Consider the following 12,185-nt stretch of genomic DNA (forward strand, 5'->3'; position numbering starts at 1 on the left):
TAGGGAGCAGCCTGATCGGAAACAGTACCGAGATTGGCAACTCTCAATGTACCATCAAGAGAGTTGGCCTCGATGTTCAGTTGCAGTGCGATCGCGCCAACTCCAATAGCCGGCGACAGTCCGCCGGCAGCCGCCGTTCATTGAGATTGGTCACGCCGAGCAATAATCCCTTCCGTCGGGAAGACTGCATGTACCACGGGGACAGGGGTGCGGGCGCCAAGCCGAACTGTAGGGCGCGCGAAGCGATGTCCACGTCTGACGCAAAATCGGGAAGTGACAGAATCACTGCCAGACCGGCGGTTGCTTGCACCTCTACCGGGTCAGACGCCATCTCTCCCAGGCAACGAAGCAGGGTCTCCCGTCGGGCGGCGTAAAGCCGCTTCGTGCGGCGCAGATGGCGAAGATAACACCCTTCCCGCAGGAATTCCGCCACCGCTCGCTGCACGGCCGCAGCCGGCGCGGGCGCCAAGCAAGCGGCGAGCTCACCGAATGGACCACTCAGTTCCTGCGGCACGACCATGAAACCAAGGCGCAGCGTCGGACTGATCGTCTTGCTGAAACTGCCGATGTGCAGCACCCGTCCCCCATGATCGAGGGATGCAAGAGCCGGAGCGGCCCGTCCTTTCAGTTGCAGTTCGCTCAGGTAATCGTCCTCGATGATCCAGGCATCGCTCCGCCGAGCCCACGCGATCAGCGCGAGCCGTCGCTGCAGCGACATCGTCATTCCGAGCGGCGCCTGCTGGCCCGGTGTCACGACTGCCAGTGTCGCGCCCGGTGCAGTCTGAACACCAGCGGCAACATCCAGTCCTTCCGCATCGACCGGGACAGCTGCCACAGACATGCCAGCCAGGACCAGCGCAGTGCGAGTGAGCGGAAAGCCCGGATCCTCGATCCAAGCTCCCGTCTTTCCAAGCTGAAGCCCTTGGATCGCCAGGCCGAGCGCGCCGGAGAATCCGCCCGTTATGAGCACCTGGGAGGCACTGCACCGAATGCCGCGGGCCAGCCCCAAGTAAGCCGCGACCTGCTTGCGCAGCTCCGGATCGCCACGCGGATCCGGATACGTCACCGGCGCTGCCGCAACCAGTCGGGTCTGACGAGTCAGGATGCGCGACCACAGCTTGAACGGGAAGGCGTCCTGAGAGGGGACGCCCATCTGAAATGCCCGCGGTGCGCTTCCAAACTCGTAGAACAGGTCCGGTAGAAGCGGGGCCTCCTGCGACCGGTCGGGCATTGAGGATCGGGACGGGCGCTCGGCCACACGAGTGCCTGCCGACCCGAGACCGATCGCGAATTGCTCCGTGATGAGACGTTCGTAGGCCACACGCACGGTGCCGCGGGAGACGCCGAGCTGAGCGGCCAGATCGCGCCAGGAGGGCAAGCGCGCGCCGGAGGCGAGCCGCCCGTTCTCGATGCCGTCTCGGATCGCGCAATAGATCTGGACAGCCAGCGGGGTCCGTCTGTCACGATCAAGTTGGATGGGGAGGGCAGCCATGGCGCGATGGTACCGTTAAAATTGGCAATCTTGGTACTGTTTTATGATCAGGGCAAACCGATCTAGTCGCTATGACCAACGGCCTGAGCGGCTTCGATGCAACTCAATCTTTTGTGGCAGAGTTGTCCAAAGCAGAAGGCCTTCTCAGCCGAGGCTTGGTGCCTCACAAGGAGAACGCTAAGTGACTCAAGGTACGGATTGGCGCAACTTCGGGAATTCACTCAAAGCCGAGACGCGCTTTTTCAATCGGACGGCAGCAAATCATCTCGCATCAATCTTCATTGGCGAATTGCAAACGCGCGACGGCCGTCCACTCGTGGTGGATGCGGGTCCGGGAACGGATTTTCATACCCTCTATCGCGCTAGGGTCTTTCAATCAGACGAGAGACTCGAAGCTGCGCTCGGCAGGCCGGACGTCCACCTCAGCGCGCCGCCAGCACCTTTTGCGGCGGCTGGTCGCATGAACGCGCGTAATAGCTCGGTTTTCTACGGCGCAAGCAATCAGAAAGCGGCTATTGCCGAGGTGCGCCCACCTCTTGGTAGCCAAATCGCGGTGGCCCAATTCGAGATCATCAGAAAGCTACGACTACTCGATTTGACCGCCCTCAGTGACGTTCGGGTCACCGAAAGCCTTGCTGATTTCGGGTTAGCTGGGAGGATGGAAGGCGCCGTGTTCCTGCGGTTGCTGAGTGGGCGTATCGTGCGGCCGGTAATGTCCGATGATGATCCGTTTGAATGCCTCGCAACGCAGGCTATAGCCGATTTTCTAGCGACGGAAGCTTCGGTGCCGATTGACGGCATCATTTCTCCATCAGTGCAGGCCGTCGGAAACGATCTTTACGTCGTCCTTTTTCACAAGGCAGCCCGTGTGGAGGCCCTGAGTGTTCCGGAGGGAACAGAGATTAGCGCGAGCACGGGCTATTGGGCAGAGGATGGCTGGGTGGAAGATTACGAGGTGGTTGAGAAAATTGCACCGTTGCATAAGGAGACTCAAAAAAGCGAACGAGAGCCGAAACGCCTGGACTTCACTGCAATTGCGGAAGCAATGCCTCTTGACCCGCGGGACGTCGATTGGCGCGAAGCTAGTCTTCGCATCGTCCCCGAAAGTATAGAGGTGCATCGCGTAAAGCGCGTGGAATTCGCGACCGAGGAATTCACTGTGAAACGGCAACGTCGCGAAAAACGGGACAGCATCAATCTTTAGGCGAGTCCGCGCGAGCGCACCAAGTGCACGGGAAAAGCAATCATCCCAGGATGGTACAGTCCGAATCGGCAAACTTGGTACTGTTCAGTAAACAAGCGCAACGCATCTATTCGCCACTAGTAGCGATGCCGATGGATCAGCGTCGTGGGAGCCAAGTCAACCCAGGCAGCGCAGATCGCAGCAACGAAGATAGGAGTTCGATAATGGCTGATTTTGCTTTTGACGTTAAGATCCCCGATAGCAAGATCGCGCGCGAAGCCACCGAACTCGTGCGGCAACATGAAACCGAGATGCTGTTCAACCACTCGGTTCGTGTGTTTGTGTTCGGTGCGATGAAGGGAATCCGCCAGAACCTAAATTTCGACTCTGAACTGCTGTACATCGCCGCGCTGTTTCATGACTTGGGTCTTGCCGATGCTTACCAAACCCAGGATAAGCGCTTTGAAGTCGACGGCGCCGATGCGGCGCGCGAATTTCTCCGAAGCCATGGCATCCCAAAACCGAAGGCGGATCTGGTGTGGGAGGCGATCGCCCTGCATACGACACCCGGCATCCCCGAGTACATGCGACCAGAAATCGCTCTAACCAACGCGGGCGTCCTCATGGACGTCGTCGGCAGAGGATATGACGAGTACACGCCAGAGCAACGGGACCAGGTGATAGCCGCCTTTCCTCGCGGCGATTTCAAGAGAGAGTTTATTGAAGTTCAGACTTGCTCGGCCTTAAGGAAGCCTAAAACGACGTTCGGTACCGTCAATTTCGAATTTATCGAACATCGTGATCCTACATTCCGTAAGCCAAGCGTATGCGCTCGCATCCATGATGCTCCGTGGAGCAGTTGAGTCATTTAACGATTGACCCGGTGAATGACGCCAGTACAGCATCCATTCTCCCGCTGCACATCGAGAATGAAAGGGCTGCTGGTTCGGTTGACCATCTATCTCGGCAGCGCCACGGGCGCGTCAGTCGGGAAGGTGTGGTGATCGGATGATGCATGGCCTCCCATGGCGCGCCAAGTCTCGTGTTCCGGTCGAATTAAAGGCTTGAAAATTGTCGCCCCATGGCCAAGCAGTCCGGTCAGGAAACCCCCATCACCGAATATCTCGTCTATCGGCTCGCGCAGGCAAATCGGGCGATCAACCGGCAGCTTAAATCACGCCTTGCCAACGAAGGCATGCTGGTTGAGCAATGGTGCATTCTGAAGGTGCTTTCGGACGGAAACGGACGCTCTATGAGCGACCTTGCCGAAGTGTGCTGCTCAATCATCCAACGCTGACGAAAATCATTGACCGCATGGTATCGGATACTCTGGTGTGTCGGGCCTCGGATCCCAACGATCGTCGAAAAGTGCTGATGTTCTGCTCCGACCGCGGCAGGATCCTATGTCACCAACTCGATTTGCTGGCGATGAGTCAGGAAGCGCAGATCGTGCAGAGATGCGGCACTAGTTCAGTCTGCGAGCTTAAACGATTGCTGAAGAAGCTGATCGACTGCGCAATCTGAGCGGCTCAAACAATCGACCTTGGGCCGGGCCGCTTCTGCTCAGCCGCAGTCGGCTCGCGCGCTGGTATAATTTCATAAGACTGATCGCGCTCCGCACCATCATTGCCCCTGCGGAAACAGCTAGACGCATGGGGTTAAAACCCGTTCTTCGGAGTGCTGGTTCAATCGCGGCCAGATGAACCGCGCCCGCTTTGGGTGCGCTTCCCGTGGCCGGATCTCGTCCGAGCGAAAGCAAGTGACACTTCGGCTACCGAACGGAGCGAGGCGACGAAAAACACCACGGTTCACTTTGGCGCATGGACGACGTCCGCCGGTTGGCTTGCTTTTCGAGCAGACCCGCGAACCACGGCGTAGAACGCCGGCGTAAACAGAAGACCGAACCCCGTTACGCCCAGCATGCCCGAGAAAACGGCGGTCCCTAGCGACTGCCGCATCTCTGCGCCTGCGCCGGTCGCAACAACGAGCGGAGCGACGCCGAGAATAAATGCGAGCGATGTCATAAGAATAGGCCGGAGCCTGGTCCGCGCGGCGCTGACCGCCGCGTCACCTGGGGTGGCACCGTGCTCTTCGGCCTGTCGTGCAAATTCTACGATCAGAATCGCGTTCTTGGCCGCGAGGCCCACCAAAACAACGAAACCGATCTGCGCCAGGATGTCGATGGGCAAGCCACGTGCTGCCAAGCCTGTAACTGATGCGAGCAGGCACATTGGCACGATCATGACCACTGCGAGTGGCAATTTCCAGTTCTCATATTGAGCCGCCAGCACCAGAAAGACAAACAGGGCTGCCGCACCGAAAATGAGCAGAGATGACGTTCCAGGTTGCTGTTGCTGGAAGGCCAGTTCGGTCCACTCGAACCCGATGCCGGGCGGCAGAACCTGCCGCGCAAGCTCTTCCATCCTCTGCAGCGCCGTGCCTGTCGCCACGCCCGGCCCGGCTACTCCCATGATTTCGGCCGCGGGGAAAAGATTGTACCGCGGCACTCGGTACGGAACGTTCTCGTATTTGAATCTAGCCACTGTCCCAATGGGTACCATTTCGCCCGACGTGTTCCGCGCTTTGAGCCGTGCGATATCCTGCGGATCTCGTCTAAAGCTTCCGTCGGCCTGCGCAATCACCTCATATGTTCTGCCAAGATAATTGAAGTCGTTGACGTATTGAGAACCGAGATAAACTTGCAGCGTCGAAAACACGTCCGTCGGGGTCAGGCCGACTTTCTCGGCTCTCTCGCGATCGATATCCGCGTAGATCGATGGGGCACCGGTGCCGAACAAGGTAAAGACCCCCGCGAAGCTCGGATCCTTGTTGGCCGCCCCGACGAGCGCCTGCGCTGCGCGGGCGAGTGCCTCAGAACCAAGCCCCGCGCGATCCTGAAGCATCATCTTGAAACCGCCGGCAGTGCCGAGGCCCTGTACCGGAGGCGGCGGGATGGTCAGTACATGGGCATCCTGTATCGCGGAAAGGCGTTTGCGCAGGTCGTCCAGAACGGTCCTCGCAGTGACGCCATCGATATGATGGCTATATAGGGACGGCAACCCCGAAAAAATCGTCCCGGCATTTGAGGCAACGGTGAAGGTCGTCGCGTCCAGCCCGGCAAAAGGCGCGACATGTTCGATGCCTGGCGTTGTCAAGATGATGTCGATCGCCTTCTTAAGGACAGCTTCGGTGCGATCCAGCGTCGCACCCGGCGGTAGTTGCACGACGGAAATCAGATAGCCTTGATCTTGCTCCGGAATGAACCCCGTCGGCGCACGGGCAAATTGGACGCCGGCGATACCGATCAGCGCAGCATAAGCCAACAGTACTACGCCGGTCACTTGGACGAGGCGACCCGTCACGCGCCCATACCTCGTCGATAGCCACTCGAATCCAAAATTGAACATGTCAAATCCTGCCCGCACTAAGCGGCGAATGCCGGACGGACGAATCTTTTGGCCCGGCTCGTGCGCCTTAAACAGAACCGCGCAGAGCGCTGGGCTCAAGGTCAGTGAGACGAAGCAGGAGATCAACGTCGACGCGGCGATCGTCACCGCAAACTGGCGGAAGAACAGGCCGGAAATGCCCGACAGGAATGCTGACGGCACGAACACGGCGCAAAGTGTCAGTGCAATTGAAATCAACGCGCCGCCCACCTCGTCCATCGTGACATAGGCTGCCTTTGAAGGCGTCATCCCGCGTTCCAGATTCCTTTCAACGTTTTCGACCACAACAATGGCGTCGTCGACGACGATGCCAACCGCAAGCACCAGCCCGAACAGCGAAAGATTGTTGAGGGAGATCCCAACCGCGTAGAGAACCGTGAAGGTGCCGACGAGAGACACCGGGATCGCAATCACCGGAATAATCGCGGCTCGCCAGCTCTGGAGAAAGAGGAAGACCACGCCTACAACCAAGAGGATCGCAACGAAGATGGTGGTGATGACTTCGTCGACGGATTTGCCGACAAATATGGTCGGATCGTAGATAACTTTATAGGCGACGCCGGGCGGAAACTCCTTCGAAAGCGACTCCATGCTCGATAGGACCTCGTGCTCCACCGTCAGAGAATTGGCGCCAGGCTGGGCGAAAATGAGCAGCGGCAGGCCCGGTCCGCGGTCCAAGAAGGCCGTAGAGCCATAGTCCGCCGCACCGACTTCAACACGGCCTACGTCGCGGATGCGGGTAACGCGCCCCTCATGATCAGCTTTGAGCACAATGGCGCCGAATTGCTCCGGCGTAGCGAGCCGCCCTAGCGTCCGCACGTTGAGCTGATACGCCTGGTCTGAGGCGACCGGCGGCTGGTTGAGGATGCCGGCCGAGACCTGAATGTTCTGCGCTCGCAAAGCCGCAAGGACTTCGCCCGCGCTCAAATTGTGAACCGCGACCTTGTCCGGATCGAGCCAAATGCGCATCGCGTATTCGCGCGCGCCGTGGAATTGCACGTCGCCCACGCCGGATAGCCGCGCCAGCACGTCCTTTACGTGCAGCGTCGCATAGTTCGACAAATACAGGGTGTCACGCGAACTGTCCGGCGAATAGAGGTGAACTGCCAAAAGAATGTTGGGCGTCGCCTTTCTCACCTGCACCCCAAGTCGTTGGACGTCTTCCGGCAACCGAGGGAGGGTGTCCTGAACGCGATTTTGCGTCAGCATCTGCGCGACGTTGAGGTCGGTCCCAATCCGGAACGTCACGGTTACGGTGAGTTTGCCGTCACCGGTCGATTGGCTAGTCAAGTAGAGCATGTTCTCGACGCCGTTGATTTGTTGCTCAAGCGGCGTCGCAACGGTCCGCGAGACCGTCTCCGCGGAAGCGCCCGGATAGGTGGTCGTTACCTGAACCGTGGGAGGCACGATCTCCGGATATTGAGCGACAGGCAAAATGGCGAGCGCGCCAAGCCCGATCAAACTGACGAAGACGCTCAGTACGGTCGCGAATATGGGCCTATCGATGAAAATGTGTGCGAGGCGCATGGGATCGTTCCAGTCGCAGCTTTTGCTCAGTCTTGGCCATCGGCGGCTGGGTCGTAATGGATCGCACCATGCTGCGGCACGACTTTCGTGCCTGGCCTAGCCCGCACCAGTCCGTCGATGACGACCCGGTCGTTCGGTTCAAGGCCCGATCGGATCACCCGGAGGCCGCCTCTAAGATCTCCCGGTTGCACAATCTTCGGTACCACGGTCGCGTCCGGAGAAACCGTCACGGCCAGATGTTGCGACTGATCGAGCACCAGCGCCGAATCGGGCAGCAGGAGAGCCGGCGTCGGCGCCGCAACAGCCACACGAAGCCGCGCGAATTGACCAGGCGCGAGAAACAGATCCGGATTTGGCACGGTAGCTCGGGCGTGGATCGTTCCGCTCGAGCGATCAAGAGCGTTGTCGACGAAATCGAGGGTGCCGTGCCTTTTTAAATTGGTCTCGTCGCTCAGGCCAAACGCGATCGTGTCGGCGAGTGGGCCGGCAATGTGCGCACGTTCGCGTGAAAACGCCAGGTAGTCGGATTCACTCATGTCAAAATCGAGATAGAGCGGATCGAGCGAAACCAGCGTTGCGAGCAATGTGGTCGGGCTGACGGCCGCTCGGCTGCCGGCGATCAGGTCGCCGATTGAAACCTGGCGGGCGCCGATTCGTCCGGTAAAAGGCGCCGTGACCCGGCAGTATTCGAGGTCGAGCTGAGCATCTCGAATGCGGGCTCTGGCGTCTTCCACCGCTGCCTCGGAGGCATGCTGCTCATTGGTGCGTTGGTCGACCGTTTCTTGGGTCGCAAAGTCATCGCGCCGGAGCGATTGTGAGCGTGAGAGCTGATTGTTCGCCAGTGCGAGGCGCGCCACTGCGGTGTGGAGCTGCGCATTCGCCTGCGCAAGTCTGATTTCGTATGGACGCGGGTCGATCACGAAAAGCAGGTCGCCCTTGTGTACGATTTGCCCATCTTTGAAATGAATTTCGGTGAGGACACCTCCAACCTGAGCGCGCAACTCCACGCGGTCGATGGCCGAGAACTGTCCAAGAAATCCGAGCCGGGAATCTACGTCTCGCCGCAAGGGTTCGCTTACTGTTACCGGAAGTGCTCCCGCTTGCCGCGGCGCCGCGTGATCATCTTTGTAGCGAGAAGATGCGAAGTATCCGAGCGCTAGGGCTACAAGAGCCGCGCCTGTGCTCAAGAACTTCCACCATCGTTGCGTGGTCGAGGAGCCGAGTGACCTTCCAATCTCCGAGCGGTTGCTGATTTGATCCATTGACCGTCCATATCTCTCTCTGCATGACGTTTCTCGTTTGGAGAACTCTAACAGTAAGAGCCGATCTGGTTCTCGGCAGGAGCGGGAGCCGGAAACATCTCAACGCCGCGCCGCGATGCAGAAGCGCCATCAAGGAGAGAGATGTGGCCCGTCAGATCGTTTGACAGTACCAAGATTGCCAATTCTGATTGCACCGTGCTGTGCTGCTGCGGCAGCGCCGATCGGGTCTCCGGGTCCGTGCGCCGAATTGTCTCTCTACTGAATAGAAAGTCCAATGTCTGGTCTCCGCGGGACTGAAGACAAGGCCGACGTAAACGCGCGTTTGGTATGGTCGCGGGTCGGGATCAATGTGAGACGAGCGCGCGAACGATGCAGGCGCCGCGCAATGCGGTTAGGCGCGTCCTCGATATACAGAGCTATCATGCGGGTGCATCGCTCATTGACCCAAGTCGTTCGCGCGGATCGACACGCGCACGGAGAGTCTCAGGATCCTGGGGCAGTGATCGCATAATGCAGTTGATGGTTCCTGCGGCGGCATGAGGCAGCCCGCGTAGGTCTGTTCAACCATTCCCGGCGCTGAGCCGCGGCGGCCGCGCCATAAAACGCAGTCGATGGGGAGCGCGGCGATCGCGCGATGGTACACTCAGAATTGCAAATCATGGTGCTGCTTTATGGCTCGGACCGTGCGCATCTGCTCGCCATGACCTCCGGCCTGAGCGGCTCCGATGCAGCTTCAATCTCTCGTGGCAGCATTGTCCAAAGCGGAAGGCGCCGCTCGGCCGAGCCTCGATGCTTCCTGAGGAGAACGCAGATGACTAAAAAGATTTTCGGCGTAAAGATTCCCGACAGCAAAATGGCGCGCGAAGTAACGCAGCTCATTCGCAACGCAGAGGGCGACCTTCTGTTTTACCATTCCACTCGGGTTTATTTTTGGGGCGCACTGATTGGGAGGCGGAAGCGCCTAACGTTTGATCCGGAACTTCTCTACACAGCAGCTATGTTCCACGACATCGGCCTTACCGAGAGTTATCGGGAGAGCCAGCTTCCCTTTGAAGTGGACGGCGCGAATGCCGCGCGCGAATTTCTTCAGAACTATAGTATCTCCAAAAGAGATATCCAGAAAGTTTGGACAGCTGTGGCCCTTCACACGACTTTGGACATCCCGGAATACATGCATCCCGAGATCGCCCTGCTTCAGCAAGGAGATGAAATGGATGTTGTGGGCCGGGGCTCCGACCATTTCCCGAGCGAGCAACGCGAGGCAGTGACCGCCGCCTATCCAACTAGCAAAGACTTCAAGCGCGAGATCATCGAGGAATTCCATCAGGGCGTGAAGCATAGACCTGACAGCACGTTTGGCACCTTCAGCGATGATATTGTTGCGTTGGATGAACCGAACTTCCCGCGCGCAAGCCTGTGCCGCAGCTTTATGGGCTCCCACCGGAAACACTGAGTATCCGTCCAAACCTGTGAACTGCCTCCCGAGCATAACCGTTTGCCACGTGTGCAGCGTCCCTGGAAACATCGGCGCTGAGGCGGGATGCCAAGGCGCTAACAAACTAAGAGCCAACCATGGATCGTCGACTACTTGTTCTCGCCGTTGGAATGTTCGCTGTAGGAACGGACAATTTTGTTGTCGCTGGTATATTACCAAGCATTTCGACCTCACTGAACACTTCCGCCAGTGCTGCGGGACAAATGGTGTCGATTTACGCGTTGTCATTCGCAGTTCTGGCCCCAGTCGTAGCCGCTGTCGCGGGCGGATGGTCACGCAAACTCTTGCTACTGTCAGCGCTCGGAATCTTTGTTGTCGGCAACGCGCTTAGCGCGGTTGCGACCGACCTCAATACCGTCCTTATCAGCCGCGCCCTGGCCGGACTCGGCGCGGCGATGTTTGCCCCCACAGCGCTCGGCGCAGCGGCCGCGCTTGTTGCGCATGAAAAAAGGGGCCGCGCCCTTGCGATCGTCACAGCGGGACTTGCCGGTGCAACCGCACTGGGAGCGCCGATCGGCACATTTATTGGAGGCCTTGGCGGGTGGCGTGGCACACTGTGGTCCGTCGCTGGGCTTGGCCTGATAGCGATGATCGGCGTTTCACTTATGCTTCGGGCCATCCCGACGCCTCCGCCTATCACCCTGCGTGAAAGGCTCCGTCCGCTCCATGATAGTCGCATTGCTCTGACATTGCTGACCACTCTGTTTGCTTATGGCGGATTGTTGATGGTCTACACCTATATTGGGCTAACGCTCGATCACGTCACCAAGGGCGACATCCGTGTTCTGGCCGGAATGCTGTTTCTTTGGGGCGTTGCGGCAACCGCGGGCAATCTTCTGTCAGGCAGGCTTGTCGACCGTTTTGGTAGTCGTGAGATCATCAACGGCGCGCTTATCGTCGCTGCGATCAACTTCGCGGCTCTGCCGTGGACCTCCGCGCATATGGGGACGGCACTAGTCAGCGTCGCGATCTGGGGTATCTCCGGCTGGGGGCTGAACGTTCCGCAGCAACACCGGCTGGTGACGCTTGCGCCGCACGTCGCGCCCCTGTTGCTGGCCCTCAACAACACCGCCCTATATGCAGGGCTTGCCTGCTCAGGCTTGCTGGGCGGCATCGCCATTCTCGTTATCGACGTGCACTATCTAAGTCTGGTCGGTTCGGCATCAATAGTCGTTGCGCTTGTTATGGCTGAGTTGGCTCATCTCCGGATCATCCACCGAGCGTCGGCCCAACCGCGCGAAACAGCGGATGTGTAGCCCGGCCGCATCACACTGATAGAAATAAGACCAAAAACTGAAGCCGCGAGCCGACAAGCCGCCGTCGATGACGCTGGCTTGACCGGCAAGATCACTGGCAAACGATTGTGATATCGCCGCAAACATCGCCATCGCGAACGCGGCTACGGCTTTACCTTTTATCACGAAACCTGGAGAAACTGAGCTCACGTGTTGCGGCAAAGGCGTTCCGCTTCCATCTTTCCGCGACTGAATGGCGTCACAGGACGATTGGTGATTGCATCTCGAAAGCCAACGCCACGCAGAGCATCAGTGGCCGCGTCGTCCAACCAGTTGAGCTTCTGCGGAAAGCTCGAGGAGGGCCATTCCAATGCGAATGAACGTAGATACAGAGCAACCATCGCTCAACGGTACATCGAGATTCGCTAATCTTGGTTCTGTTCCAGATTAGGCGTCGCCCTATTTGGTGATCGGTAGCACCGGTCGATGCTGATCCACCGTAACCATCGATCCTTGAACGGTTGATTGTTCTCCTCGGAATGCGA

General features: G+C 58.7%; 7 protein-coding genes and 1 pseudogene. 5 read left to right on the forward strand and 3 right to left on the reverse strand.

The genetic code is table 11. The annotated features are described in order from the left end of the window. Positions 1-76 precede the first annotated feature (76 nt). The gene (gene pdxR / locus ACZXDY_RS00060) at positions 77-1,492 is read right to left on the reverse strand and encodes a MocR-like pyridoxine biosynthesis transcription factor PdxR (protein ID WP_464343984.1); all 1,416 of its coding nucleotides are present in this window, start codon (positions 1,490-1,492) and stop codon (positions 77-79) included. A 181-nt stretch (positions 1,493-1,673) separates the two neighbouring features. Between pdxR and ACZXDY_RS00065 the strand changes: the two genes are divergently transcribed. From ACZXDY_RS00065 to ACZXDY_RS00075, 3 genes and pseudogenes are all read left to right on the forward strand, one after another. Beyond that, positions 1,674-2,696 carry an RES family NAD+ phosphorylase gene (locus ACZXDY_RS00065; RefSeq protein ID WP_464343985.1) on the forward strand — a complete coding sequence of 341 codons (1,023 nt, stop codon included), beginning with the start codon at positions 1,674-1,676 and terminating at the stop codon, positions 2,694-2,696. A gap of 203 nt (positions 2,697-2,899) precedes the next feature. Next, on the forward strand, positions 2,900-3,538 hold the full coding sequence (locus tag ACZXDY_RS00070) for an HD domain-containing protein (RefSeq protein WP_464343986.1): 639 nt from the start codon (positions 2,900-2,902) through the stop codon (positions 3,536-3,538). 218 nt (positions 3,539-3,756) lie between these two features. Further along, a pseudogene (locus ACZXDY_RS00075) lies at positions 3,757-4,199 on the forward strand (MarR family winged helix-turn-helix transcriptional regulator). 284 nt (positions 4,200-4,483) lie between these two features. Here the strand turns inward: ACZXDY_RS00075 and ACZXDY_RS00080 are convergent. Both ACZXDY_RS00080 and ACZXDY_RS00085 read right to left on the reverse strand, forming a co-directional pair. Beyond that, on the reverse strand, positions 4,484-7,648 hold the full coding sequence (locus tag ACZXDY_RS00080) for an efflux RND transporter permease subunit (RefSeq protein ID WP_464343987.1): 3,165 nt from the start codon (positions 7,646-7,648) through the stop codon (positions 4,484-4,486). 26 nt (positions 7,649-7,674) lie between these two features. Next, positions 7,675-8,910, reverse strand: a complete 1,236-nt coding sequence (locus tag ACZXDY_RS00085; protein WP_464343988.1) for an efflux RND transporter periplasmic adaptor subunit — start codon at positions 8,908-8,910, stop codon at positions 7,675-7,677. 811 nt (positions 8,911-9,721) lie between these two features. On the opposite strand from ACZXDY_RS00085, the gene ACZXDY_RS00090 reads away from it, so the two are divergent. After that, on the forward strand, positions 9,722-10,363 hold the full coding sequence (locus ACZXDY_RS00090) for an HD domain-containing protein (RefSeq protein WP_464343989.1): 642 nt from the start codon (positions 9,722-9,724) through the stop codon (positions 10,361-10,363). A gap of 119 nt (positions 10,364-10,482) precedes the next feature. After that, a complete protein-coding gene (locus ACZXDY_RS00095; protein WP_464343990.1) occupies positions 10,483-11,661 on the forward strand; it encodes an MFS transporter in 1,179 nt (392 codons plus the stop codon). Positions 11,662-12,185 lie beyond the last annotated feature (524 nt).

The sequence above is a fragment of the Bradyrhizobium sp. LeoB3 genome (genome assembly GCF_055456055.1).